Consider the following 25,700-nt stretch of genomic DNA (forward strand, 5'->3'; position numbering starts at 1 on the left):
ACGCTCTTAAAATGACGTGCGTCCTTCTCTATGCTTTATGGTTCAACTTGTTGAACGTGTTGTTCCAGAACCCCTTGGGATCCTCGTTCACGAACGGCTCGATCGATTCAACCAAATCCGCACGATCGGTGCCGTCGGTAACCGGGTATATCTTGCACAGCATGCCGCGGGTAACCCATTGCCCCGTCTTGGGATCGAGCGTTTCGTACGCATCGTCGGTCAGCACGTTCGCATTCGAATCGAATACGCCGAGCGACCACGGCTCTTCGGCGGGCTGCTCGGGATACCACCAGCTTGGCTGGCAGATAACGACTCCGCGCACGATGCCCCACTCGAGCTTGGCAACCTGCTTGATGCGCCCGCGCTTCGTCTCGATCCAAACCCAATCGCCGTCGCGGATCCCGAGGTTGCGCCCATCGCTTACATGGAGCTGCACGATCGGGTTGGGCCACACGCCACGGGTTCCGCACCCGGGCACGCGGAACTCCGAGTGGTGCATCGGGCTCCATCTGCCGCCCGTAACCAGGCGGAACGGGTATTCCTTCGCAAGCTCCGGCTGGCTTACCGGCGTCTCGGGGAGCTCCTTGTACTCGGGGATCGGATCGTAGTCGAGATCCTGGATGATGCTCGAGAATATTTCCGCCTTGCGCGACGGCGTCGCGAAGCCTTTGATCTGTCCGTTGTGTCCGACCTCTGCATGCTTGTACGGAGTGGGGTTACTGTTGACCCATGCCCCCTCCTCCATCGCTTCCTCGTAGGAGACGCCGCCTCGGGCAAGGCGGTGGGCTACCGCATCCTCGTAGGTTTCCCACGGCCAGTACTCTTCCTGACCGCAGCGCAACCCCAATCCGCGCCAGAAATCGTAATCGACGTGGCGCTCGTATTCGGGCTCGATGATCTTGTCTCCGATGAGGACGATGTCGTAGGCGTCCTCGATGGTCGTTGCCATCGGCCGCTCGAGGCTGTCCGCGGCGGGCATGATGTAGTCGGCGAGCGCGGCGGTCGGCGTTTTCCAATAGTCGACGACGACGAGAAGGTCGAGGGCCTTGAGCGCCTTGTACACGTGCTTGGTGTTCGGAGCCCATGCGAGCGGGTTCGAGCTCCACGCGATGAGCGCCTTCACGGGATAGGGTTCGCCGGTCAGAATGGCGTCCCATGCTTTCGGCGGCGTCACGAGCAGCTGATGGAGCATCGGGCGCGGTACGCCGAACATCTTGCGGAAGCACTTGTCGATCGGCTCGAAGCCCTTCCACGACATGAGACGGTATTCGTCGTTGCCGAGGAACTTGGCACGCGCTTCGGGCGTGACCATTTCGGAAAGCTCGAATTCGGAATCGCGCAGCGGGAAGCGCTTCTCGCCATCGGCATCGATGATGCCCGGGAACCCGATGTACTCGCCTCCCCTCACGTCGATGTTGCCCGTCAGGATGCGCAGCATCGTTTTCGCGATGCCGGAGTTGGCGCCGTTCGGCCCGTGCTGGTCGGCGCTGCCGAGGCCCCATCCGATATAGGCCGGACCACCCGTCGCATATGCGGTAACCGATTGCACGATCTTCGTCTCGGTCAAACCCGTGACGCCCGAAGCCCATTCCACCGTGTACTGAGACATGCGATCGGCGAGCTCGTCGAACGCGGTGATGCACGTCACCGTTTCGCCGTTCTTGAACGTGATTTCGAATTCGCCGCTGAGCTGGGCATCCACCTCACCATCGGCATAGTAGCGGTTCTCGTCCGAGCACCACCCGAGCAGGCCGTCCCGCTTCGCGTCCCATACGACGAAGTCTTCGTCGAGGCCGCCTTCTTCGATCTCGCTCAGTCGAACGAGCTTCTTGGTGTCTTTGCGGATCAAAAAGACCGCGTTGCTCCAGTACTTGAGGAACTCTTCGTCGTAGAGCTTGTTTTCGATGATGTAGTTGATCCAGGTCAGCTGCAAAGCGAGGTCGGTACCCGGGATGATGGGCAGCCACAGGCTCGATTCCTTCGCCTCTTCGGTGCACAGCGGATCGATGACGACCATGTTCCCCGGGTTTTCCTTGCGCTTGACCGGCGCCGACATCGTGCGCCAAATGCCCGAGAACTCGCCGCCGTTCTCGTAGGGGCGCACACCCCAGAGAATCGACGAGCCCGCTTCCGCGCCCCACGGCGGCACCGAACACTCGATGGGCCAGCCCACCATCGACATGTTGAGCGTATAGGTCCAGCACCAGCAGATCGTGCCGGGATCGATGATGTTGCTCGGGTTGCCGAACAAATTGGTGAATCGGGTTCGGGCCCACAGGTGGTCAGAGCGGTACGTGCCCTCGGCGATCACCAACGTTTCGGGGCCGTACTCGTCGCGAAGCTCCTTGAGCTTCGTCGATATCTCATCGAGCGCCTGATCGTAGGATATCTCCTCCCACTTATCCTCGCCGCGCTCTCCGATGCGCTTGAGCGGTCGGTTGATGCGCGCCGGATGGTAATGGAATTTGATGAACTTCTCGCCGTGCTCGCCCATGCGATAGCAATGCTTCGACTGCTCGTCGAGCGGAATGATTTCAGTCAGCTTACCGTTCTTATCGACGCCACCGTAGAGCAAGCAGTGAACGCTGCAGAAGAAGCACCGCCCCTTGCGCCACCGCGTGCCGTCCTCATCGATGTAGTTGTTAGGATACTGGTCGAGGCGCTTAACGTTTTTGCCGCTGTACTCCTCGCCCTTCTTCTCGGCCATCTCAAACCTCCGTTCGTCCTGCTTCAGCTTTTCAGCTTCAGCACCCAAGGTGTCTCCGCTTACGGCTCGCGCGATGCACCGCATGCGGCCCCCATTGCCGCGCAGTATAGGGTGGCGCAGGTCAAACGCGCATCATACACGGCTTATGAGACGCATGTTGATTTTTCTCCGAGAATAGAAGAGAATGTCTTACCATCTGGATGTTTGCTTTCCGGGTGCCTCCAGGGGGACGCAAGAGAGAGGCCCGCCATGAAATCACGCCCTGCAGCAACGGGGATCGCGTGCGCTTTTTCGATTCTCGGATTCGCCTCGTGCCTCGCGCTCGAGTTTTACTGCCTGTTTTTCCGCTCGACGTTTCTCGAAGCAACCACGTTGCCGCTCGCCGAGTCCGCAGCGACCCAAGGGCTGTACTTCGTCGCCTTCTGCGCGGCGTACGTCTACATGTCCCAGCACGCCGATTGGGTCTTCAAAACCCGCTCGACCACCGCGCTAGTCGGCGCCGTCGTGCTGCTCGTCCCCTTCGCTTTCACGGCAATCGAACCCGCCGTCTCAGAGGGATCGCTCTTCGTCGGCGCGCTCGGTTGGATGGGTCTCGGGTTCGGCATCTGCTGGCTGCGCACGCTCTGGGAGCTGTATGGAAACCTGTTTTACTCGAAGCAAACCGAGCTGCAGGTCTGTCTTGCGTTCCTGCTTTCGGCGCTGCTGCTTTCGGCGCTCGTGCTGCTCCGCCCCTTCGGCCTCGCCTTTGCGGCATGCGTCGTCGCGCTCACGCTCTTCGCCGCCGGGCTCGTTTCGCTTCTCCTGCGATCCGTAGACGACGACCAGCTGCAACTCATGACCGATTCTCAGCAGTTTTCTTCGTACATCACGCAGGATACGCTCAGCAATGCCGTGCAGGGCATCGTGCTCGGCTGCACGGTTGCCACGGTTTTGAGCTTCGGTCCGCACGCTCACGCGATACTGCCGATAAGCTTCATCGCTGGCGGCTTGACCGCAATCCTCGTCACGCTTTTGAGGCATCAGAGGAATTACGATCTTGGCCTTCTGCTCGGCAGGCTTCTGCCCCTGGCCATCTTCTTCCTGATCGTCAGCCCGCTTTTGAGCGAGCAGGGTCGCATCGTTTGCTGCTGCATCGTGCTTGCGATCCTGATCTACGCCCAAGCGCGCAAGATCGTGCTGGGAATAGTCCTCAACAACCAGCTCAGGCTCAATCCCATCACCCACTCGACGCTCGTTCCGCTTCCCTATGTCGCGGGGGCGTTTATCGGCTATATGGTTCTCTTCGCCCTGTACTTCTACCTCGACCTCGGCGCCACCGAATTGTTCGTGGTGACTTCGGTTGCCGCCTTCCTCATCTACACCGCCCTCTACGTGACCAGAGCGCGTTACGGTACCGAACTGAGCACAGCTGCCCACCTCGAAACGGATGCGCCGAAACCAAGCAGCAGCGAAACGGCGCCCGAGCAGACGGATAGTCTCAAACAGTATCTTGACGAACGCTGTCAGGGTATCATCGAGGAGCGTGGCCTCACGCCGAAGGAATCCGAAGTCTTCAAGCTCTTGGTGCGGGGACGCAATGCGGAATCCATCAGCAACACCCTGTTCATTTCGTTGGCAACCGCCCGAACGCACATCTACCATATTTACGCGAAACTCGAAGTGAGCAGCCACCAGCAGCTTCTCGATGTCTTCGAGGCCATCGTTTCAGAGGACGAGTAGCCCGTTTGCACTGCCGGGGATGATTGCCGAGCGACCGAAGGCGTACCGGCGCGACGCGCGCTGCGCCTTATAAACCTCATATTCGCACGTTAAGCAAGAAGCTCTTCGATCCAGAGCTTAACCCTCGGATAGTCTTCCTGAGCAGTTTTGTACACCGTCTCAAACGACAGGGTGAATACCCATGGGCGTAGACGTCGCGAGTCTTAGCAGCGTACTTCAATTCGTTATCAGGGTGTTGTGCGTAGAAACCATCAGGAGGTGCTTAGCCAATTCCCCGATGTTGATGGCCTTCATGGCCGCTGCGCGCTCTGCTCGATCATCAACGAGAATAGCTTCGAGCGGCATATCGTGCAACATATCGTCCAAAAGATCGATATCGGAATCGGCATGCGCCATGCCCTTAGCATAGCTGCCAAAGAGGGAAACCGATGCAATCCGTTCGCTTTCGGCAACCGAGGTATTGTACAGACTCACTGCACCGGCTACCTTTTCTTCAATATCGGCTATCGAACGCAATGCCATACGCAATCCTTTCCGCATACTTATATCAGTATCGGCGTAGATTGCATTGATTGTATCAGTAGAAAAAAGAAACCGATGCGCCGGCACTGAGGGAGGGAAGGGATGCAGTGCGGGCGCATCGGCTGATATTGTCCCGCGAGGGTGCGGGACTAACCATAAGGAGGGTTTATAAACTAGTCGGCAACGACTGCTTTCTTCGTTGCCACTTTCTTAGCGGTCGTGGTCTTCACGGCCTTCTTCGCGGGAGCCTCTTCCGGCTCCTCTTCTTCCATCTCGACGATCTCGTCGGCGACTTCTTCAATCTGCTTGTCGCCACCGAGGCCTTCGCGAAGGTTCTTTACCGTCGACCCAACTGCAGCGCCGAGCTTGGGGAGATGCTTCGGCCCGAAGATGAGCAACACGACTGCCAGGATAATAAGGAGCTCGGGAACACCCATGCCGAGAATTTTCATTGCTGCGCCTCCAAACGTTTCTTGCAGCCTTATCTTATTCGCTGCAATTCGATTTCGCTTCGTCGACGTTTTCCGTAACGCCACTTTTGCTTATCGCTCGGCACTCGACCGAGCACGTGGAGTATAGTGCCCTGAAAGCTCCGTTTCGCCTATCCTGAAAACTACTGATTTTCAAAGTTCGGAGTTCAATTTCTTGTCGTGCAAATTGAGTAGGGTTCCTGATCTGCGCTTATTGTACGTGCCTGCACCTATATATGTATAGCGTCTCACGAAGACCCCACTCCGGCTCCACAGGATCCCGATCATTTTTGCATACGGGAAATCGGGGGCGATGGCGCTTGCAGCGTCTTGCGGCTTTCTCATGGCCCGCGGTGAGCGGGAAAGCCTACTTCTTCGCGCTCACCGTAATCGACTTCGTCGGGCAGTTCTCGACGCAGTCGCGGCACATCGTGCAGGGTTCGAGACCGAGCCGATCGGCCGACGCAACGTCTATGTTCTCGCCGCACACGGTCGAGCACGTCGTGCAGCCCTCGCGCGATATGCACGTCGAGCAGTTAGCCTGCGGACGGAGCCCGAAACCGAGCTTCGTCCGAGCCTTCGCCATGAGGGTGAAGAAGAACCCGAGCGGGCAGATGGCCGAGCACCACCGCTTGAACAGGAACAGCTCGGCGACGAGCATCAGCGGGAACACCACGAGCTCCCATCCCGGCTCCAGAAGAACGAACACGCGGTTGAACGCCCAGAGCGTCCCGAACACGAGCCCGATCGGGCAGATAAGGCAGAACACCGGGAACTTGACGATAAAGGACGCGATGAGCAGCACGCCGAGCACGAGCGCCTGCGAAGCGATGCTCGAGCCTCCCGACGAACAGGAACCGCATGCCCTTGACGCGCGTGATGCCGCGGTTTCTTCGGTTGCCGCCGGTGCGAGAGACTCGGCGTCGGTGACATCCGGATACGACTCACCGGATTCGACAACGGATCTGCATCCCTTCTCGGGAACCTCGCAGCGCTCGCCTGTGCGCCCCGTCAGCCCGCGCGGCGTATGCCCACCGAAGACGTTCTTCAGAAGGGACGAGGGGCACAGCCATGAGCAGAACGCACGCCCCAGCGCGAACACGATGAGCAGCACGATGAGCACGCCGGGCAAGAGCGCCCAGGGAACCGACCCCGATGCAACGGAGATCTGCAGGAAGCCCACAGGGCACAGAGCGCAGAGCGTTCCGATCGCCGTATCGAAGTGAAAGCCGATGAGAGCGATGGCCAAAACGGCCAGCCCGGCAATGATGCGCAGCTTTTTCATATTTACCTTCATCGGTCCTCGCCGCCCTTCGCATACCGTCCCTCGCGCAGCGCAGCTCCTTCGATAGGACCATCGCTTTGCGCAACAACGCTCGTGCGCGATACAACCACGATGCCCTTTTCCTCCACCGTGTTGTCGTAGGCGCGCAACGAGGCCGAGGGGCACACCTCCTCGCAGCGTCCGCACCCGTCGCATAGGTCACCGTGGACAACGGGGCGGTCGTGATCGTCGAGCGTGATGGCTCCCTCAACGGGGCACTCGTCCTTGCAGACCGTGCAACCGGTCCAGTCCCATGCGACGCACGAATCTTTGATAACCTTGGCAATGCCGATGTTCGACTCCGTGGGGGCGCCGAATCGCAGTGCCCCGGTTGGACACGCCTCGGTGCAGAGCATGCAAAAATCGCAGTAGCCGCGCATGAAGTCAAGCGTGGGCGTTCCGTAGCCAACGATGCTCTCGCCCAGCGAAAGCGGCGTGATGATGTCGTAGGGGCACGCCTGCAAGCATCGCTGGCAGCGATCGCATCGCGCAATCAGATCGGCTTGCGACGCCATGCCGGGTGGCCTGAGATACGCCGCATCGGCCTGCTGTGTCGCCAAGCCGAAATCGCCCAAGCCAACCATTGCGGCGCTCACACACCCTGCCGCAAGAAATCCCCTCCGTGTCATGCCTTTGTCGGCCATAGCTTTTCGCCATCCTCGTCTTTCCCATACGGGCGTTGTTTCGCCTGCCAAGCGTCCCGCAACCGGCCGCCCTCGGCAACGCCCGCCGCTATCCCCTTATCCGAGAACTTCCGCAAGCGCCTCCGAATCGGCTTTCAGGAACTCTTCGGTGAACGCAGCGAGATGCCAGTAGAACCCGCTTTCGGCCGAGACTTTCGCATCGCTCGCAAACCGCTCGATCCACGTGAGCAGGTGCTCGTCAATGAATGCGCGCTGCTCTGCGAAAAGCCGTTCGGCCTCGCTCTCATCGCCCATCGACAGCGCAGAGGCCGTCCGCTCGCACAGGCTCTGCATGAAGGCAAGCTCCACGGCCAGATGATCTTCGGGCTCGGGAAACGACGGGTTCTTGGCCAGCCGCTCCTGCCAATAGGCCGAAACTGCCTTCGAGTACGCCTCCTGCATCAGAAGACCCTCGGAGCTCGTATACACCGACTCGTACGGAAAGGCCTTCTGGGCGGTACGCGGCCCCATGCCGAAGAACACGCGATCAAACACAACGGCAAGCTGCTCGAGATGCTCCTCGCTCTGATCGGCAAGATCGCGCTTCATGGCATCGAGCGACGCCGCAAGGCGGGGGTCGTCGGATGAGAAGGAAAACCGCTCGGCTACCTGCTCGGCGAATGCAGCGTCGATTTCGATCTCGTAGCAGCGCGACAGAAACCCGTACACGTTGCCGCGGCTTTCAGCGAACTCCCTGAGGTTTTCCACGAGAGAGGCGGGCATGGTTGCTTCCATGGTTGCTCCTTAACCGGCGGCGGCCCCGCACCTGATGCGCGAGACCGCCGTGCTGTTTACTTGTAGATGAGCTGCTCGACGCTCGTGCCGACCGCGTACATGATCATGCGGATGGCAACGGCACCAACAGCCGTGCAGGCAAACGAAACGAACAGATACGTGCTTAGGCTCTTCGGGTTGGCAATGCCCGATCCGCCTTCGCCCCTGGTCGCTTTGACGCAGGCGAGCACGGTGAGCGCCACCGGCACGACAATGCCGACTACCACGACGCCCGCCCAGAACATGAGTGCGAGATCGCCGGATAGCAGCCGTTCGATCGAGCGCGACGGAGCCTGATAGGGCGCGATTGCGATCCAGATCACGTACGCAACCGTGGTAACGGCCATAATGACTACGCCGGCTAGGGCAAGCTTGAGTGCGAACCCGCCCTCTTCGGAAGCCTTGCCCTTGAGCAGCACGAGCGCTGCCATAAGGGTGAAGCCGAGCGCAAGCCCCGCGCCGAGGTACATGAGCGGAAGCGCGATGCTGTCCCATGCGGGACGGGCGGCAATCAGGTAGCTTGCGCCCGCAATCGGCGAAAGCACGATGCCGACAACGCCGCCGATAACGCCGAACACCTTCGAGGCACCAGGGTAATCCTTGCGTGCGAGCACAAGGTAGACGATGGCGACGATGCCCATGACGGCAACGGCAAAGAGCTCTTTGGAAAGCCCCGAACCGAGGTTGCCAAGCAGGTGCAGTGCGCGCTCGGGATGCCCCATGTGGAGCACCGAAACGCAGCCGCCGATCGCGAGGCACACCAGCGCGATGAGCGCTCCCGTGAATCGAACTTCCTTGAACTTGCCGGTCAGCTCACCGATCGCTAGAAAGATGAAGCTTCCCGAGGTGATACCGAGCAGAACGCTGAAAACCAGCAGAGGCCACTGTACTTCCATGCTTACTCACCGCCCTTCCAGGTGAATTTGTCGAGACCGTACTCGACGCCCGGATGGTTGCCGACATCGGTGAGCTTGTGAACCTTCTTGGTCGCGCGCATCTTCGAGGGCGGCGATTCAGGGTCGTCGAGGTCGCCGAACAGGCGCGCCTGACCAGGGCAGTGCTTCACGCACGCGGGTTTCTCGCCCTTGTCGATGAGGTGCGCGCACATCGTGCACTTCTCGATAACGCCCTTATCGCGGCTCTCATCGTAGGTGCGCACGCCGTAGGGGCAGGCCATGACGCAGTACTGGCACCCGATGCACTTGCTGTGGTCGACGAGCACCACACCGTCTTCGCGCTTGTAGCTCGCACCCGTGGGGCACACGCTCACGCATTCGGGATTGTCGCAGTGCTGGCAAGCGACCGGCAGGTAGTACATTTCGAGATCGGGGAACGTGCCCGAGGGGCCCACGGTGAGCACTTTGTTGTAGTAGGTGCCGAGACCCACGCCGTTTTCCTGCTTGCACACGACGGCGCACGAATGGCATCCGATGCAGCTGTCGAGATCGACTGAGATGATGTTGCGAGTCATGACTGCACCCCTTCCCTCACCGTTACTTGGCTGACGCCGTCGTCCTGTCCATCGGATGCGATGGTCTCAGCCGAAAGCGGCAGGAATATACGCAGGTCTTCCTCGTTCATACAGATGTTGTCCGGTGCACCTTCTTCGGCCTTGTATATCTTGCACAAACCGCCGTAATTGTCGGTGCCGACCGCAGGGTCGTAGGGGCCGTTGTTCTCGAAGAGCACGTTGCAGTTCGAGTCGAACGCACCGTGCAGATCGTCCGTTGCCTCGCGCTCGGGGAACCACCAGTCGTGCTCGACGTGGATCATGCCCGGCTTGATGGCTTCGGTGAGGTTCGCGCGCTGGCGAATGCGGTCGACGTAGGTCTCGATCCACACCCAGTCGTCCTGATCGATGCCATGCTCGGCGGCGGTTGCGGGATTGATGTCCACCGTCGGGAACATATGCACCTCGCGCATCCACGGACTGTTGCGGTACTCGGTGTGGAAGAACGCATGGGAGCGGCCACCCGTGATGAGCGTGTAGGGATACTCGTCCAAGAGGTCAGGGCGCGCAAGGGGCGTGATCGGCGGCTCGATGTACAGCGGAAGCGGACCGTTGCCGTAGAGCAGGAGATCCTCCGACCACATTTCCATCTTGCCGTTGTCCGATTGCGGATGCGCGGGAATCTGCGTGCCGTCGGGCAGCGTCGTGCCGGGGAAGCGGTATACCGACCCCATCTTGTTGCCGCGGAACATCGTGTTGAAGCCGGGGCGGAAATCGCTCGTCTTGCGCATGAAGCCCGTCTCGTACTTCGGAGCGCCGCGCACATCGCTCATCTGCACGCCGGTCACGCTGATGCGCTCGCGGAAATCCTCGAAGCTCGCGCACGAAAGCTCGGCGGGCAGCGTCTCGGGGCCCTTCACCATGTAGTCGAAGAACTCGTACTTGTCCTTCCAGAACATGTCGACGTCCATATACTTCGCGAACTCGAAGCAGATGTCCATGTCGTCCTTCGCCTCACCGAGCGGCGCGTGGAAGGGCTGGCGGATGAGGTAGGTGTGGCTCGTCGGATAGCCGTGGCCCGAGTGGGCCCATTCGACACGGTCGACCTCGTTGGGGTGAGCTGCGGGCAAGATGATGTCGGCGAGCTCGCCCGAAGGTGTCATGTAGATGTCGACGTTCACGAAGAAATCGAGGTTCTTGAAACCCTCGACAATCTCGTGGCCGCCCTCGATGGACAGGATCGGCTCGCTCGTCTGCTGCCAGTAGCCGTAGATCTGGAACGGGTCGCCCTGCGCCATGGCTTTCGTGGTCGCCGCGCCGAAGCCGCCCTGCTGACCGTAGATGACCTGGCCGCCTGAATTCTGCGTGGTCTCCTGGAGCTCGCCGGTCGCATCGTCGGCTACGAGGATCTGCTGGTAGCCCGTGTTCTGACAAACCGAGAGTTTCTTGATGTTCTTCGCGGTCTCAAGGCGGCGCTTACCCATACGGCCCTGCTGGTTGGGCACGACGTCGAACATGAACGAGTCGTAGCCGGTGGCGGGTTCGCGGCCGATGTTCTGGCCGCCCTTCGTGTCGAAGTTGCCCGCGAGCGCCATCATGATGGTGAACGCCTGCGAGATACCCGACGTGTTGATGGAGAACTCGACCTTCTGGCCGCGACAGAAGCACGCGGCGGGGCTTGCGTCGATGTATATCTGGATGGCTTCGCGGATCTTGTCCTCGGGAAGCTCGCAGAACTCGGCGGCGCGCTCGATCGTCCACGGCGTCACATGCTCCACGAGGATGTCCCACGAGGTCCGGTAGGTTTTACCGTTGATCTCGCGGCTGCCCGAAAGCGCCGGCTTGGCGTCTGCCACGATGTTGCCCTCGGCGTCGAGCCATTGGAAGGCCTTCGGCCCGCCGAGCTCCTGCTTGTTCTGCCAATCACCCGACCAGTAGATCAGCTGGTCGTGGACTTCGTCCCATGCGGGATACAGCTCGTCGGAGCCGCCCTCTTCAAGCATCGACTGGCGCAGCTGGTAGCCTGTGTTCTCCTCGTCGATGAAGAACGGGGCGTTGGTATAGAAGCGCGCGAAGTCTTCGGCGCACTTGTCCGAATGGATGATCTCGTTGATGAAGGCGAGCACGAGCGCCATGTCCGAACCCGGGCGAATGGGCAGCCACAGGTCGGCCTTGGAGGCCGTGCACGTGAACCGCGGATCGACGCAGATCACCTTCGCGCCGCGCTCCTGCGCACGCTTGACGGTGAGCCAGTCGTAGTAGCCGCGGCTGCGCTCCTGGCGGCACCAGATGAGGATGCAATCGGTATTGTTGCCGTCCCATCCGGTGTATTGCGTCTCATCGCCGTACAGGCGCTGACTCGTGAAGTACGAGCCGACCCAGCAGAGGTTCCCCACGCCGAACGTCGCCGTCGAGCCGAGTTCGAGCCACAGCTTGTTGATGGCCTGGAACTGCAGCATGTCGCGGCCCGTGCCGTACTGGTGGGCGATCGTGTGCCAGCCGTGCTCCTCGCCGATCCTCGTGAACTGCTCGGCCGCCTCTTCGTAGGCCTCTTCCCACGTGATGCGCTTCCACTGTCCCGATCCCTTTTCGCCGACGCGCTTTTGCGGGTAGCGCACGCGCAAGGGGTTGTATATCTCCTGGGGAATGGCGAACGCGCGCGAGCACAGCGTTCCCTCCGAGAACAGATCGGGGTTGCCCTCGATCTTGACCAAGCGTCCGTCCTTCACATGCCCGAACAGCGCACAGCGGCCGTAGCACTGGCGGCACGCGCTCGGGATCTTCTGGACATCATCGGCAGAGGTGTTGGCGGCTCCCTCGTCTTCGGCGAACGCTGCTGCGGATGCGGATCCGAGCAACAACGTCGAAGCACTGGCCACCGCCGAGGCTTTCAAGAAGCCGCGGCGACTCATCTTCAGTGACATCTCTCCTCCTTTTTCCTCCTACCTTGTGCAAGCATGTCCACCGCCCGGCCGATGCTTAGTGGACATATACTTGTTGTGCTAATTATATTAAGTGAAACTATTAGCGCAATAACTTACTTTATTCTAATTTGCAGATAATACGTTTGGATCGAGCATGTTTATAGCCCACTCGGTCGGCGGCCTTCGATGCAAAAGCTCGTAAAAGGCAGCTGTAGCCCGGGATGCCAATGACGCTTTTCGACCAAGCCCTAACGGCACTACAACAAGGGAATCGGCCAGGGAAGAATGTCGCTGCGGAGCTGATCCCTCTTCGCAGACCAGTCCCGTTTCGTCGGGCGCATTCTCAGATTGAGCCTTTTGGCTATCGACCGGGCAATAGCATCGAACTCCTTGTCGTTTCTCACGTTCTCGCTTGTGATCCTCACGACTTCGAACCCCATGCCGACAAGCGCCGCATGCCGCGACCCATCACTCGACCTGCGATCAAGCTCGCCATGGTGCTCCCGACCGTCGTATTCGACAACAAGCTTGGCATCGGGCCAGAACAAATCGCACCGGAATCCACTCTTTCCCGTTGCGTTCTTCGCAAGATCGGTCGCGTCCATCCTGAAATTAAGCACAGGCAACGGAAAGCCGTAGCCGCCAAGGCGCACGGGAAAGCAGAAAAGGACGACGAGGATAGATTCCATCGGCGATTCCGAGCCGTCCATGCAATAGCGGAGAGCTTGACGTGCGAGAACGGCACCGTGTATACCGCCGGCTTTTGCCGCATACGAAGCGAGTTCGGCGAAGCTCGTTACCGGTTGCACCTGGTACACGGTAGGACGACCGCCTACCGGCCGACGGTAGGTTCCGCATAACTCCAACCCATCGAGCACCTGTCGGGCAAGCGATTGCCCCGACGCTCTTTGGATAAAGCCCAACTCTGCGCGGCACACGAAAACGTCTTCGCTAATCCGCATGAAAGAATCGCGCGGAAGCTGTTTGGGTCTCACATGGCAACGGATTCGGGCGTCCTTGGGTCGTAAACTGGCATCGGGAACGAGTACGTGAATCGGTTCCGAAAGAAACGAGAACCCGTTTGCGCGAAGCGACTCGAGTTGTTTTTTGTCTGGTTTGATGAACGATGCAGAGTTTTTCCGCAGCGCACCGCCGTACGCGCATCGCCGATGCTTGGCGGCACGATCGAAACGCCAGAATTCCAAAGCCGATATGTCGCAGAGAATGATCGTCATACGGCAAGGCTATCATGGAATGGCGGTCTAGGATAGGATAAAAAGCGCTTTTCATCTGGTTATATGCAAATTGTAACGTATGATTTGAGGGCAATCTCCGTAAGGTCTCGGGGTAAAACATGTAAGGTTTTGAATGCAATCTCGTAAGGTTGCAGCCGAACCTCTGCCCGCACTGCCGAAAAGCCGCCTCGCACGCGCGATGGGCATCGGATCTATCGCGTTTGCATGGGCAATGGGGCTTGCAGGTTTCCATCGGTCGCGGAGCTTGCGGGTTTGCCTGCTCGCAGGTTTGCCTGCTCGCAGGTTTGCCGGTTCGCCGGGTTTGCCGGTTCGCCGGTTCGTCGAATTTGCGAGGCTTGTCGAGTATTCAGGATTGCCGCGAAGCCGGATCGAGCAATCAACCATTAGGTTTTTATCGAAATGCCATGCGAAATGGCGGCGAACCGTCGTTTTGCGAAAAACGAGACGACCGACAAACTTGCTGCTAGCGGAGGTTTCGGGAAAACCCCAGGTCACGTTTTCCAAACTGAGCGATGTAGGCGTTGAGGACGGGTTCGAGTTTCGCAAAACGACGGTTCGCCGCCATCAAGCGACCGTTTTCGCGCAAAAACGCATTATCAATAAAACGACACCCCGCCGGATCGTGCGTCACTCCGTTCGCTCAGCACACTCGCGCCCATCGCATCCCTGGCTGCAACTCCGGCTTTGGACGGCCAGGACATTGCGTACCCCCGACGTTCCATCCAAGAGGGCCGCGCAGCATCGACGCTTTGTTCGGTTCTATCGCTGGACGACTTCGAGGCCCACTTCGCGCAACCGCGGTCCCTCATCGGCCAGCTCGATCACATTGAGGCTGATGCCTATCTCGGCATCGGGCACCATCGACAAAACGTCGTTGATGCGCGTATCCGGAAACGAGAGCACCCCATCATCGAACGAGACCGACCCACAGGAATCGGGCAGCATGCCTTCAAGGGAGCGCCGCACGTCATCGACAGACGGGCCGAACGCCTTAGCGCACACGATAAAGTAGGAGCGCTTGTCGAAGCGGTACTCCTGGTAGGAACCCGTCGCCTGCTGCAATCGGCCGAGCATGTGATTCTGCTGATTGAGCTGGCCGGTATTCTTGTTGTCCGACGAACAATAGTGCACCCCGAGGTCGAGATCGTTCTCATGGGCAAACCGCAGAAGCTCCAACGCCTCGGATTCACTGCCCGCCACGGGAATACCGCCTGCGTACCAGTAGTCATACAGCACGTCGAACGGCTGCTTGCGCAGCGAGAACCCGCGCGCTGCGAATGCCTCGGAGTTGCTGAGGGGGAAGCAGAACTCAAGCAGGTTTATCCCCCGAGCACCCCATGCCGACAGCTTCATGAGCAGGTCTTTCATGTCGTCGATCGTTCCAGGGATCACCGGCATCTCCACCATAACCGCTGGGATGCGATCGACCGCTTCACGAATGCGCTCTTCGACCACTCGGCGCTCGTCATCGCCATCCTCGAGCTTGATGCTGAACCTGATCTCGTCGAGCCCGCTTTCGCGCAACGCATCCATCGCATCCTCATCGAGCCGGTATCCGCTCGTGTAGAGCCTCAAATGGGCCTGGGGGTACAGCTCGCGAGCGCGCTTTAAGAATTCGAGGGTCTTTTCGAACCGGAGCATCGGCTCGCCCCCGGTCAACGCAATGCAATCGAGCCGAGCTCCCGCAGCATGAGCCTGCTCCAACTCGCCAAGGGCGTCTCGATCTTCTCGGCAATACCGCTCGTAGTCTTCCTGGTTGGGATTGAAGCAGAAATAGCAGTTTTTCGGACAGGTAAGCGAAATAAAGAACGTCACCGTTTTCTCGCCTGTTCGACAAGCAATGCACCCGGGAGACATCCAGCCGTTTCCGCCGACCAGGCTTTTCCCGCAGTTTTCACATGCCCACGCAGGATTTTCGAATCGCCTGCTTCGGGGTTGCGATTCCTCGCGCTCGAACGGCAGCCCGAACGATGAAACGGTTTGCTCGTAGTCTGAAGCAACCTCGTCGAACGCTTTTTGATACGTCTTCAGATCCATTGCAGCCCCCTGGATATCCGCCTTGCCGCATACGGATGACGGCAGCAACGCGCTGTGCCGCCCTGTTTCCGTACGCGAAAATCTAGTCTGCCGTATATGGTAAACCAGACTCGACAATTTGCGAGCGGCGCTGCCGTCTGCGTGGAGTTTTGGACGATATAAACCCTCATCGCTTGACGGCGCAAGTTCGATTGTGATTACTTAGATAGATACGTATTTCCTCGGCAATCGTTTTGGCTTAACCGAAACCGTTGCCGAGGAAATAACCTTATCGCCGCCGAGCGGCTCGCGTGAAAAAGGTCATGATGGTCGGCAAGCACAACCAATTCATCGGATATAAAGTCTACGATGCCCAACGCTTGATGCATCGCACGCTTGAGGTCGCCCTCAAGCCGCATGATCTTACGCCCGGGCAATGGAACCTGCTCAATCAGCTCGATCGGGCAGGCGCCCTTTCCCAGAAAGCGCTCGCCGAACGGACGCGCAAAGAACAGGCCACCATCACCCGCTATCTCGATACGCTCGAACGCAAGGGGCTCGTCGTCCGCTCCCGCGACGAACACGATCGCCGGGCTCACGTAATCACGCTGACCGACCAGGCGCGCACCCTGCTCAAACAGGTAGAATCGGTTGCAGAAGATGCAGCGGACCGGCTTATCGACAACATCAGCCAAGAAGAAATCGATACGTTTCTCGACGTGCTCGATCGCCTCAAGGCAAATGCCTCCGTCTACATCGACAGCAAGACTTCTCGGCACTAAACCGACGCCGAAAAGCCCAGCAGGCAGTGGCGGTCACCGTTCGGCCGAAGACTGCCGATGCCCCGCTTCGGGACGCCATGGGCGCTCCGAAGCGGGGCAAACAAGCTCCTTCAAGCTGTAAAAAGGGAAATAACCAGTTCACAACTAAGCATTTAGCTGCTACAATTCGCCTGCACAACTACATAGCGTCACCCCGTTGATGCGTCCTGAATCGATACGAGACAGGACGAGAAGGGGCCTCTGGAGAATTCCGGTCACCAGACCGGATGCCGAAGGGGCAAGGCGGAAACGCCGAAACTCTCAGGCCAAAGGACAGAGCAAAGCTTTCAGCTTGACGTATGCGTCCGCATTCTGCGCGAGCATACGCTCGTCTTCCCTCTTCCAGATCGCCTCGATTCGCTTCTACGGGCTTCGCAGAAGTGTTGCAACGTTGCTCTACGATGGAAGGAAAACAGTGGAAGGCTTTTTCGACGCGATCAATTCGGCGCTCGTCGCTATCGACGACTTTATTTGGGGCATACCGCTCATGGTGCTCATCCTGTTCGGCGGTATCCTCCTGACGGTGCGCTTGCGCGGCGTCCAGTTTCGTCAACTCCCCCGTGCGCTGCGCTACATGTTCAAAAACGAAACGGGCGGCGAAGGCGAAGTTTCGAGCTTCGGCGCGCTGTGCACCGCGCTTTCAGCCACCATCGGAACCGGCAACATCGTCGGCGTTGCCACGGCTATCGTAGCAGGTGGGCCCGGCGCTATGTTCTGGATGTGGCTGGCAGCGCTGTTCGGCATGGCGACCAAGTTTTCAGAAGGTCTGCTTGCCGTCAAGTACCGCAGCATCGACAAGAAAACGGGCCACGTGCTCGGCGGCCCGTTCTACTACATCGAGCGAGGCATGGGCAAGAACTGGCGTTGGCTCGCCAAGATATTCGCCTTCTTCGGCATGTGCGTAGGCCTGTTCGGAATCGGTACGTTTACGCAGGTCAATTCAATTTCTACAGCAATTACGGGCTTCTTTGACCCGAACAAGTCGGCTACCGTAAACATCCTCGGCATGGATTACTCGATCGCAACCGTCGTCGGCTCGCTCGTGCTCGCGGTACTCGTGGGCCTCGTCGTCATCGGCGGCTTGAAGCGCATCGCCAAGGTGTCGGAACGCGTGATCCCTGCAATGGTCGTACTCTACGTGGGCTTCTCGCTCGTGCTTATCTTCACGAACCTCGACAAGCTGCCCAGCGCCTTCGCCACCATCTTCGAAAGCGCCTTCGGCTTGCAGGCGGTTGCCGGCGGCATGCTCGGCGCCATTATCATCGCCATGCAGAAGGGTATCGCTCGCGGCATCTTCTCGAACGAAGCGGGTCTCGGCTCAGCCCCGATCGCCGCGGCTGCCGCCCAGACCAAGGAGCCGGTGCGCCAGGGCCTCGTCTCCATGACCGGCACGTTTCTCGACACGATCGTCGTCTGCTCGATGACGGGCCTCGCCCTCGTCATGACGGGTGCCTACCAGATTCCGGGCCTCGAAGGCGCCGCTGTCACCACCGCGGCGTTCCAGGCGGGCCTTCCGTTCATCCCCGGCGATGTGGTTTCGTTCGTTCTCATGGCGTGCCTCGTGCTGTTCGGCTTCACCACCATCCTCGGATGGGACTATTACGGTGAGCGCTGCCTCGAGTATTTCAGCAACGGCAACATGAAATCGGTCAAGGTGTACCGCTGGCTCTACATTGCCGCCGTGTTCATCGGCCCCTACATGACGGTAGCCGCCGTATGGACCATCGCCGACATCTTCAACGGCCTCATGGCCATCCCGAACATGATCGCGCTCATCGCGCTGTCGGGCGTCGTGGTGAAGGAGACGCAGGACTACTTCGCCCGTCTCAAGGCCGCGGGCGACGAGGATCATATGGAGCCCCGCCTTGCAGGCGATAACTGGGATATCCCGCCCATCGATCCGATTACGGAACGCTAGGACGTCAAGCTCTGCGCCGCGCGAACATCCTCCCGAAAAAGGATGCGCGCGGCGCAATGGTATTGCTTCGCCATCCGATCAACTGGAAAGCTTCCGCGCAAACTTCGAAACGGTACGCGAACTGCGGCCAATCGTTCGGCCCGCACCCACGCGGCTGACGAACGGTCGGACGAAGCCGATCAATCGTCAACTCCCGAACCGGTATCCTGAGCGCCACGCCGTCTGCAGGTATTCGGGATGCGACGGGTCCTTTTCGATCTTCTCCCTGATCTTGCGGATGAACACCGGCAGACTCGACGTCTCGCCCACGAACTCCTCGCCCCATACCGCCTCGATGAGCTGTTCGCGCGTGAACACCTCGCCGGGATGGCTCGCTAAAAGAAAGAGTATCTGAAACTCCTTGGGCGTGAAATCGATGCGCTTATCCCCCGTGGTTACACGGTAGCGCTTGGTATCGAATTCCAAACCACCGAGCATGACGCAATCGTCCTGCTGCTTCGGCATGATGCGCTCGTTGCGCTTGAGGTGGGCATCGATCCTCAAGAGCAGCTCGTCGGGGTCGAACGGCTTCACAAGGTAGTCGTCTCCCCCAACGTTGAAGCCCGTACCCTTGTCGGTGATATCCCCTTTCGCCGTGAGGAACACGATCGGCACGATCGCTCCGGATGCGCGCAGCTCCTGGCAAACCTGGAACCCATCGAGCTTTGGCATCATGACATCGAGTATGAGCAGATCAGGTTGCTCCCTCCCGTACACCTCGATCGCTTCTTTTCCGTCGGCGGCGCAGCAGAACTCGTGGCCGCCGCCGACCACGATGCGCCGTATGAGGTTTCGCATGCTCGGTTCGTCGTCTGCGAGCAGTATTTTCGCCACAGCCTATCCTTCCTCACCCTTGTTTCCCGTAGGAATGAAAACGGTAAACGTGCTTCCCTGCTTGTAGGTGCTCTCCACCTCGATGCTGCCCTCGTGCATCTCGACAAGCTCCTTCACCACCGCCAAACCGAGACCGCTGCCGCCGTAGCGTCGATACGACGATTTATCGCTCTGCGTGAAACGCTCGAAAATGAGCGGCAGGTCCTCTTCCTTGATGCCGATGCCGGTATCGGTGACAGCGATGGCAAGCCGCTCGTTCCGCTCGTCGTAGCTGACCTCGATATGCACGCTGCCGCCCTTCCGCGTGAACTTTATCGCATTCGACGTGAGGTTCTCGACGATGCGCCGGATCTTTTCCCAATCGGCAGTGATGATGGGCACATCCGGATGCACGAGCGTGGTGAGCGCGATGTGGCGCTGATCGGCCAAAAAGCCTATGCTGCGCTCGACGAGTCCGATAAGGTCCATCATATCGAACGGCTCCATGATGAGATCGGTTCGTCCCGCTTCGACCCGCGCCATCTCGAGTATGTTGTTCACCATCTGCAAGAGCAGCTGCCCGTTCTCCTTCACCTCTTTGACGGCGGCGGTTTCGTCTTCGCTGCGCTCGGTGTTCGCATTCTGCCATATCTCGGTAAAGGCGATGATCGAAGTGAGCGGGGTGCGCAGTTCATGGCTCATAATGGCCAGGAAGTCCGATTTGTACTGGTTTTCCGCCTGCAGCTCTTCATTGACCTGGGCGAGCTGACTCCGCTGCTCTTCGAGCATCTCGTTCGCCGATTCAAGCTGGGCGGTTCGCATCTCCACCTGACCTTCGAGATTGTTGTACAGGGTGCGCAGTTGCTTTGCCATGGAATCGAACTTGATGGCAAGATCTTTGATCTCCCCGTTTCCCTTGATGCCGTCGAGATCGACTTCGAAGTTGCCGCCCTCGATCTGGTCGACAGCGCTTTCAACTTCGGTTAAGGGATGCGTGATCATGCGGGTAATCGCAAAATAGAGGATGAGGATGACCATGATCACGATAAACGAGAAGTATCCGATTTGGCGCGTCACGTTATCCTGAATACCCGACATGTAGATGTCGATGGGCATGATGATGCTCGTCACGCCGATAAGATCGCCCACCTCCATGCCCTCCTTGGGATATCCCGTGGCATCGAGTTCGCCTTTCGGATCGCCATGGCAATCGAGGCACGATTCCTTGAGGTAGATCGGCGAAACGTAGCGGAACACCTCTTGATCTTCATAGGTCTCGATGCCGTATTTTTCGTTCGCCGTGCCTTCCTTGAACATCCTGATGGCATCAGATTCGTACTCGTCGGACATCGAGGCTTTTTTGCGCGGTTCAAGATTGGTGTACTGGATAATGTAGTTGGTATCGCGTTCAAGGATCTTGGCGATGCTCTTGCCGGCGATGGCGCAGTAGAGCCCCTTGAAGTTGTAGGTTCCGTCCGAATCGGTGTCGATGCGCGCCTGGTTCATGTCCATGAACTCCCACACGGCGTCCATCTCGTAGGTAAGTATGCGCGCTTTTTCGAGCATTTCGGCTTCGGCCTGTTCGCGCTGGGTGTAATCGCTCCATACGACGTTCAAGGCAACCGCCACGACCAGCAGGACGATCAGGATGATCGTCGTCTTGCCTCGAAGCTTCATCTTTTTCGCCAGAATCGCATGCATCGTACACCACCTTCCGCGCGAACGCGTGCTCGCAACGCAGACGCGTCCGCTCGTTTCAAGCGGACGCGCTCCAACCTAGCCTCTTTCGCCCTCTTCCAGCAATTCGCCGATCACGTCGACATCGATGGGAAGAAACGCCGAGCACAGGGCGCCGACGCCTTCGTACAACGATCCCGGCGCAGCGTCGGACAGATCCGATGCATAGTTTGCAACCCAAGCAAGCGGATGATCGATCAGAAACGAACGCTGCACCGAAAGCAGGCGCCGATATTCGTTCGCATCCCCCTCGTCGAACGCCTTTTGGGTTTTCTCGCTCAGCTTCACCATGAAATCGAGCTCGATGGCAAGGTGATCGTCGGACACGCGCGGATACTGCGAAGGCAGCATGTTCTCGCTCCGATACGCCTCGCGCACCTTGAGCGTGGCCTCCTGGAAAAGCACCCGTTCGTTTGTCAGATACACGCACTCCCACGGCGGCGCTTTAAGGTCCTCGGGGCCTACGAGCACGTGCATGTAGTCCTGTTTTGCTTCTTCCAGATACCCGGCGGGATCCTCGGCATAGCCCTTTCGGCAAGCAGCAAACAGGGCGAGGGCCTTGGCGAAATCGATCGAATCGACCGCTTCGAAGCATTCGACCGCCTGGTCGGTCGTATCGGAGAACAGCGCGGCGAGCACCTCTTCGGTCGGATCGTCGCCAAAGACCGCCTGGAACACGCGATAGAGATAGGTACGGGCGACAAGCGCCGTTTTTACTATGATGTCATCCATCGTCTTTCACCCCATAAGAATCGTATCATGACGAGAATACCGCGGTTGTAAACCGCCCGCATCCCTCGGCATCAATGCAGCAAAGCCCCCCAGCCCCATGCCATGATACAGCACGGATGGGCCAGGGGGCTGCAAAATCGTCGGCTACGCGAGCGCTGCGTCGCGTGCGCTGATCAGCAGGCTCGGCGTGGTCTGCGAAGAATCGGGCAGACCGTTGATATCGGACACCAGATCGCTCCCGTATTTCACCTTTAGTTCCTCAAGATCGCCGAAATCGAGGGCGCGCATCGGGCATGCCGCCACGCATGCGGGGCTTTCGCCCTTCTCGCGCAGGAGGTAGCACGAATCGCACTTGCGCACGATCCCCTCGTCCTCCATATACACCGGCTCGCTGTACGGGCATGCGCTTACGCACGTCTCGCAACCGATGCACATATCGTCATCGTGCAGCACAACGCCGGTTTCCTCGTCTTTGTACATCGCGCCCGACGGGCAATTGGCGACGCAGGCCGGCGATGCGCAATGGTTGCACGAAATCGACGTACTGTAATACCGGACCGACGGAAACTCGCCCACTTCGGTCGTGTCGACGTTGCGGAAAATCTCACCGGTTTTGTACAGGGCGTTCTTATCCCTGCACGCGATCTGACACGTCTTGCAGCCAATGCAGGCAGTCTGATCGAAATAGAATCCCATTTGTCCCATGACTTAAACCATCCTCCCTGTGGCTATTCGAATATGACTCGCTGCGGCCATTCGCAGTCGGGGTCAAGTTCGCCGGAATACTTTTCGATGATGCAGTTGTTCGAGTTGAACCCGGTATGTCCCTGGCCGGTCGGAATCGGCGAAGAGAGCGTGTTCGTCGCACCCGCTATATCGTCGCCGTCAGCATTGAGCTCGGCCCACGCGCCCTCGCCCAAACCGATCGTCTTCGGCATGATGCGCTGGGTTACGAACGCCGGGCGCACCACTGAACCGTAGGGGCTCGAAAGCCGTACGGGATCGTCGTTTTCGATGCCGAGCTCCGCCGCATCGGATGCGTTGATCCAAAGCTCCTGCGGCCACGCCTCGCGCAACCAGTTCACGTTGTCGAACACATGATGCGAGCGGCGCTGGTAGTGCTGGGTGAGCAGCTGGAAGGGACGATCGTTCTCGACGCCGTCTTCGTAGCCCTCGGTGATACGGACGTACTTGGGCAGCGGGTCCTTCTCGCTGAAACCGACATGATCGATGTAGCCCGCAAGCGATTGGCAGCAGATCTCGAACTTGCCGCTTGCGGTGGCAACCGGGTTGGCCTCGGGATCTTCGATGAACTTCGCGAAGGGAAGGTTCGTGTACGCATCGCCTTCAGTGCGCTCAACCTGGTAGATGCCTTTGTCCTTGAATTCCGCGAGCGCGATCTTGCCCTCTTGCGGCTCGCCGGTGACGCCCATCTCCTTGATGTCGTCCTGGGTGATGGTGAGCAGCGGCTCTTTCGTCGCACCATCGGATCCGAGCACCGTGCAGCCGGCAAGCTTGTTGAACAGCTGCTGGGTCTCGTCGATGTCGTACACTTCTTCAGCCTTGAAACCGAGCTTCTCGGCGATCCCGATGGCAATCTCTTGGTCGCTCTTCGCCTCATACAGGGGATCGGTGATGTGCTGACCGTAAATGAGGATCTCGCGATTGCCCGTCAAAAGCGTGCCCGGACGCTCCCACTCGGTGGTGACCGGCAAAACGACGTCAGAGTACTTCGCGCTTGTGTTCAGCACGTAGTTCATCGTGAGCACGAACTCGACCTTCTTGTGGGCCTCGATGCCCTGCGTCATGGCCTGGCGCTGGTTAAGCGCCCCACCCATACCCTGATAGATCATCTGGATGTTGACGTCGCGCGTCTCGCCCTTGTACATGGTGTGGGATCCGTTGAGGATCGCGTTCCACATTTCGCCGTTGTTCAGAGCGTACTGCTTCTGCGGGAACGGGTTGGCAGGAAGCTCGACCTTGACGCCTGCACCGCCCGGCGATACGAGCGCGCCGCCGCCGTTCGAAGCGGAGTTGTGCATGGTGCCGCTAACCGAAGCACCGTCGCGCCCGATCTGACCGCACACCATACCGAGCGTGAGCATCGCGTGCGGCAGGCACTCGCCCTCGTTGATGCGGGCCGGAGCGCCGCCTGCAAAGATGGTGGCTGGTTTGGTAGTGGCGTACTCCTCAGCCAACTGCTTGATCGTCTCAGCGTCGACACCGCAGATTTCAGAAGCCCACTCGGGCGTCTTAGCGCCTTCGGAGGCGAACGCGCCCTCGCCCATCACGTAATCGTAGAAGTTCTGGGAAGGATCAGCAGGCTCGGAAGCGAACACGAACTCGTTGCGCTCGAGCGGCTTGTAGGTATACTCGGGATACTCGCCCGAGGGCATGTGCTCGCTATCGAATCCGACACAGTACTTGTCCAAGTACTCCTTGTCGTGAAGGCCCTGCGAGATGATGTGGTTGATCATACCGAGGATCATGGCCGTGTCGGTAGAGGGGCGAATCGGGATCCACTGCGCGTCGAGCGCTTCGGCGGTCTCGTTGTAGCGCGGGTCGATGACGACGAACTTCGTACCTGCCTTCTTGGCCTGCAGATAGTTGTAGGTAGGATTGCCCGCGCTCGAGTTGGCGGGGTTGGCGCCCCACAGGATAACAAGCTTCTGCTTGCGCAGCGTCAAACGATCGGGGGCGTCGGAAGAATAGCCGGGGCTGCCCATGATCATCGCATAAGCGTCGGGCCATGCGCCCCACGACACCTGGCCCCAACGGGGCGTATAGCCGCCCATCAGTTGGAACACGCGAGGCAGCTCAGAGCCGCCCAGGACGAACACCGACTCAGGACCGTACTCGTCGTAGATCTTCTTGATCTCCGTCGCAACCAGCTCGTAAGCCTCATCCCAGCTGATGCGCTCCCACTCGTCTTCGCCGCGAAGCTCGCCGTGCGGCTCTTCGGGGCTCCAGTTCTTGCGCTTCATGGGGTACTTCAAGCGGTCGGCACCGAACACCTGCATACGCTGTGAACGGCCGCGCTGACACGCACGCTGCTGCGGATAGTCGGGGCTGTCTTCATGCGTGTCGTCGGTCTTCTGGCGCAGCACCACGCCGTCTTTCACCAGTGCCTTGTTCAGGCACCGTCCACCGCAATTGTGCCAGCAAGCGGCGGTAACCCAGGTAGCGCCTTCTTCGGCATCGATCGGCTCGGTGTGCTCGGTAACCGTCGAAGCGCTTTCCTTCTTCGGACTGCAACCGGCCATACCGGCTCCAGCGAGCGCTGCGGCTCCTGCGGATAGCGCCAGGAACTTCCTTCAGCTGATATCGCTGCCGATGGTGGAATCGAGAATCTTCCCCATAATTCCTCTCCCTCGTACTTCGTCTCTCTCGTCTTGTGCGGATCGGCGAGCCGCTCAGCGGGTCGTCGAGTCCGTTTACAAAAATTATTATGGAGTTATTACTCGGGATTTCAATCCGATTCGGGTTTAAGATTGCTGAAACTCAATTAAGAAAAATTAAGGGTAGAAGCGCTTGTGAAACGCTCTTCGCCGCGCATCGTGCGCAGGTGGCGGCAACCCGAATGCGAAGGTCTTCCACCGATCGAAGCCGCATCAGAAACGATTCGATCCTAAAACATTGTGCGGTCTTCGCATAAAGGCGTGCAGGCCGCACAATACGGTACGCAACGGAGCCCTCGGATCTGGCTCAAAATGACGGGTTGGCGAATGCATGGGCTTGGATTTTGGGTTGTTGCGGGATTACCGATCCCAAAACCCCTGATGGCGTTTACTCAAT

The 25,700-nt window shown here is 59.1% G+C and carries 19 protein-coding genes and 1 riboswitch; of the genes, 3 read left to right on the top strand and 16 right to left on the bottom strand.

The window, feature by feature from the left end; translation table 11 throughout:
- Window positions 1–28: 28 nt before the first annotated feature.
- A complete protein-coding gene (locus C1722_RS11255) occupies window positions 29–2,707 on the bottom strand; it encodes a molybdopterin-containing oxidoreductase family protein (protein ID WP_180995167.1) in 2,679 nt (892 codons plus the stop codon).
- 249 nt (window positions 2,708–2,956) lie between these two features.
- Between C1722_RS11255 and C1722_RS11260 the strand changes: the two genes are divergently transcribed.
- A complete protein-coding gene (locus C1722_RS11260) occupies window positions 2,957–4,426 on the top strand; it encodes a helix-turn-helix domain-containing protein (protein ID WP_180995168.1) in 1,470 nt (489 codons plus the stop codon).
- A gap of 216 nt (window positions 4,427–4,642) precedes the next feature.
- Here the strand turns inward: C1722_RS11260 and C1722_RS11265 are convergent, their stop codons facing one another.
- The 10 genes from C1722_RS11265 to C1722_RS11310 all read right to left on the bottom strand — a co-directional run bounded on the left by C1722_RS11265 (window position 4,643) and on the right by C1722_RS11310 (window position 15,866).
- The gene (locus C1722_RS11265; protein WP_102379320.1) at window positions 4,643–4,948 is read right to left on the bottom strand and encodes a nucleotidyltransferase domain-containing protein; all 306 of its coding nucleotides are present in this window, start codon (window positions 4,946–4,948) and stop codon (window positions 4,643–4,645) included.
- Window positions 4,949–5,121: 173 nt separating this feature from the next.
- Window positions 5,122–5,400 (bottom strand): twin-arginine translocase TatA/TatE family subunit, encoded by a 279-nt coding sequence (locus tag C1722_RS11270; protein WP_102379321.1) that lies wholly within the window; start codon window positions 5,398–5,400, stop codon window positions 5,122–5,124.
- Window positions 5,401–5,785: 385 nt separating this feature from the next.
- Window positions 5,786–6,703 (bottom strand): 4Fe-4S binding protein, encoded by a 918-nt coding sequence (locus C1722_RS11275; RefSeq protein ID WP_244411518.1) that lies wholly within the window; start codon window positions 6,701–6,703, stop codon window positions 5,786–5,788.
- Between the two features lie 8 nt (window positions 6,704–6,711).
- A complete protein-coding gene (locus tag C1722_RS11280; RefSeq protein WP_102379323.1) occupies window positions 6,712–7,386 on the bottom strand; it encodes a 4Fe-4S dicluster domain-containing protein in 675 nt (224 codons plus the stop codon).
- Between the two features lie 96 nt (window positions 7,387–7,482).
- Window positions 7,483–8,160 (bottom strand): TorD/DmsD family molecular chaperone, encoded by a 678-nt coding sequence (locus C1722_RS11285; protein ID WP_102379324.1) that lies wholly within the window; start codon window positions 8,158–8,160, stop codon window positions 7,483–7,485.
- Between the two features lie 56 nt (window positions 8,161–8,216).
- Complete coding sequence (locus C1722_RS11290; protein WP_102379325.1) at window positions 8,217–9,095, bottom strand: dimethyl sulfoxide reductase anchor subunit family protein; 879 nt, start codon at window positions 9,093–9,095, stop codon at window positions 8,217–8,219.
- A 2-nt stretch (window positions 9,096–9,097) separates the two neighbouring features.
- Window positions 9,098–9,670 carry a 4Fe-4S dicluster domain-containing protein gene (locus tag C1722_RS11295; RefSeq protein WP_102379326.1) on the bottom strand — a complete coding sequence of 191 codons (573 nt, stop codon included), beginning with the start codon at window positions 9,668–9,670 and terminating at the stop codon, window positions 9,098–9,100.
- The gene (locus tag C1722_RS11300; RefSeq protein WP_102379327.1) at window positions 9,667–12,573 is read right to left on the bottom strand and encodes a molybdopterin-containing oxidoreductase family protein; all 2,907 of its coding nucleotides are present in this window, start codon (window positions 12,571–12,573) and stop codon (window positions 9,667–9,669) included. The genes C1722_RS11295 and C1722_RS11300 overlap by 4 nt, the downstream gene beginning before the upstream one ends.
- A 257-nt stretch (window positions 12,574–12,830) precedes the next feature.
- Entirely contained in the window at window positions 12,831–13,535 is a 705-nt protein-coding gene (locus tag C1722_RS11305; RefSeq protein ID WP_180995169.1) for an endonuclease domain-containing protein, read from the bottom strand.
- Window positions 13,536–14,588: 1,053 nt separating this feature from the next.
- Window positions 14,589–15,866, bottom strand: a complete 1,278-nt coding sequence (locus C1722_RS11310; protein WP_102379329.1) for a radical SAM protein — start codon at window positions 15,864–15,866, stop codon at window positions 14,589–14,591.
- Between the two features lie 290 nt (window positions 15,867–16,156).
- Here C1722_RS11310 and C1722_RS11315 point away from each other — a divergent pair, with 290 nt between their 5' ends.
- Both C1722_RS11315 and C1722_RS11320 read left to right on the top strand, forming a co-directional pair.
- Window positions 16,157–16,627 (top strand): MarR family winged helix-turn-helix transcriptional regulator, encoded by a 471-nt coding sequence (locus C1722_RS11315; RefSeq protein ID WP_244411512.1) that lies wholly within the window; start codon window positions 16,157–16,159, stop codon window positions 16,625–16,627.
- Between the two features lie 230 nt (window positions 16,628–16,857).
- Window positions 16,858–16,953: riboswitch (glycine riboswitch) on the top strand.
- Between the two features lie 128 nt (window positions 16,954–17,081).
- On the top strand, window positions 17,082–18,584 hold the full coding sequence (locus C1722_RS11320) for an alanine/glycine:cation symporter family protein (RefSeq protein WP_102379331.1): 1,503 nt from the start codon (window positions 17,082–17,084) through the stop codon (window positions 18,582–18,584).
- 186 nt (window positions 18,585–18,770) lie between these two features.
- Here the strand turns inward: C1722_RS11320 and C1722_RS11325 are convergent, their stop codons facing one another.
- The 5 genes from C1722_RS11325 to C1722_RS11345 form a co-directional block, all read right to left on the bottom strand.
- Window positions 18,771–19,457 carry a response regulator transcription factor gene (locus C1722_RS11325; RefSeq protein WP_102379332.1) on the bottom strand — a complete coding sequence of 229 codons (687 nt, stop codon included), beginning with the start codon at window positions 19,455–19,457 and terminating at the stop codon, window positions 18,771–18,773.
- A 3-nt stretch (window positions 19,458–19,460) separates the two neighbouring features.
- Window positions 19,461–21,137 carry an ATP-binding protein gene (locus C1722_RS11330; RefSeq protein ID WP_102379333.1) on the bottom strand — a complete coding sequence of 559 codons (1,677 nt, stop codon included), beginning with the start codon at window positions 21,135–21,137 and terminating at the stop codon, window positions 19,461–19,463.
- 75 nt (window positions 21,138–21,212) lie between these two features.
- Complete coding sequence (locus tag C1722_RS11335) at window positions 21,213–21,905, bottom strand: TorD/DmsD family molecular chaperone (protein WP_102379334.1); 693 nt, start codon at window positions 21,903–21,905, stop codon at window positions 21,213–21,215.
- Window positions 21,906–22,049: 144 nt separating this feature from the next.
- Entirely contained in the window at window positions 22,050–22,610 is a 561-nt protein-coding gene (locus tag C1722_RS11340) for a 4Fe-4S dicluster domain-containing protein (protein WP_102379335.1), read from the bottom strand.
- Window positions 22,611–22,633: 23 nt separating this feature from the next.
- The gene (locus tag C1722_RS11345) at window positions 22,634–25,168 is read right to left on the bottom strand and encodes a molybdopterin-dependent oxidoreductase (protein ID WP_244902534.1); all 2,535 of its coding nucleotides are present in this window, start codon (window positions 25,166–25,168) and stop codon (window positions 22,634–22,636) included.
- Between the last annotated feature and the right edge of the window lie 532 nt (window positions 25,169–25,700).

The sequence above is a fragment of the Raoultibacter timonensis genome (genome assembly GCF_900240215.1).
Taxonomy (GTDB): domain Bacteria; phylum Actinomycetota; class Coriobacteriia; order Coriobacteriales; family Eggerthellaceae; genus Raoultibacter; species Raoultibacter timonensis.

What these genes read in the sequence shown, in the direction of transcription:
- C1722_RS11255 (WP_180995167.1), bottom strand. Translation starts at nt 2,707, where the DNA reads ATGGCCGAGAAGAAGGGCGAGGAGTACAGCGGCAAAAACGTTAAGCGC.
- C1722_RS11260 (WP_180995168.1), top strand. Translation starts at nt 2,957, where the DNA reads ATGAAATCACGCCCTGCAGCAACGGGGATCGCGTGCGCTTTTTCGATT.
- C1722_RS11265 (WP_102379320.1), bottom strand. Translation starts at nt 4,948, where the DNA reads ATGGCATTGCGTTCGATAGCCGATATTGAAGAAAAGGTAGCCGGTGCA.
- C1722_RS11270 (WP_102379321.1), bottom strand. Translation starts at nt 5,400, where the DNA reads ATGAAAATTCTCGGCATGGGTGTTCCCGAGCTCCTTATTATCCTGGCA.
- C1722_RS11275 (WP_244411518.1), bottom strand. Translation starts at nt 6,703, where the DNA reads ATGAAAAAGCTGCGCATCATTGCCGGGCTGGCCGTTTTGGCCATCGCT.
- C1722_RS11280 (WP_102379323.1), bottom strand. Translation starts at nt 7,386, where the DNA reads ATGGCCGACAAAGGCATGACACGGAGGGGATTTCTTGCGGCAGGGTGT.
- C1722_RS11285 (WP_102379324.1), bottom strand. Translation starts at nt 8,160, where the DNA reads ATGGAAGCAACCATGCCCGCCTCTCTCGTGGAAAACCTCAGGGAGTTC.
- C1722_RS11290 (WP_102379325.1), bottom strand. Translation starts at nt 9,095, where the DNA reads ATGGAAGTACAGTGGCCTCTGCTGGTTTTCAGCGTTCTGCTCGGTATC.
- C1722_RS11295 (WP_102379326.1), bottom strand. Translation starts at nt 9,670, where the DNA reads ATGACTCGCAACATCATCTCAGTCGATCTCGACAGCTGCATCGGATGC.
- C1722_RS11300 (WP_102379327.1), bottom strand. Translation starts at nt 12,573, where the DNA reads ATGTCACTGAAGATGAGTCGCCGCGGCTTCTTGAAAGCCTCGGCGGTG.
- C1722_RS11305 (WP_180995169.1), bottom strand. Translation starts at nt 13,535, where the DNA reads ATGCGGATTAGCGAAGACGTTTTCGTGTGCCGCGCAGAGTTGGGCTTT.
- C1722_RS11310 (WP_102379329.1), bottom strand. Translation starts at nt 15,866, where the DNA reads ATGGATCTGAAGACGTATCAAAAAGCGTTCGACGAGGTTGCTTCAGAC.
- C1722_RS11330 (WP_102379333.1), bottom strand. Translation starts at nt 21,137, where the DNA reads ATGCATGCGATTCTGGCGAAAAAGATGAAGCTTCGAGGCAAGACGACG.
- C1722_RS11335 (WP_102379334.1), bottom strand. Translation starts at nt 21,905, where the DNA reads ATGGATGACATCATAGTAAAAACGGCGCTTGTCGCCCGTACCTATCTC.
- C1722_RS11340 (WP_102379335.1), bottom strand. Translation starts at nt 22,610, where the DNA reads ATGGGACAAATGGGATTCTATTTCGATCAGACTGCCTGCATTGGCTGC.
- C1722_RS11345 (WP_244902534.1), bottom strand. Translation starts at nt 25,168, where the DNA reads ATGGCCGGTTGCAGTCCGAAGAAGGAAAGCGCTTCGACGGTTACCGAG.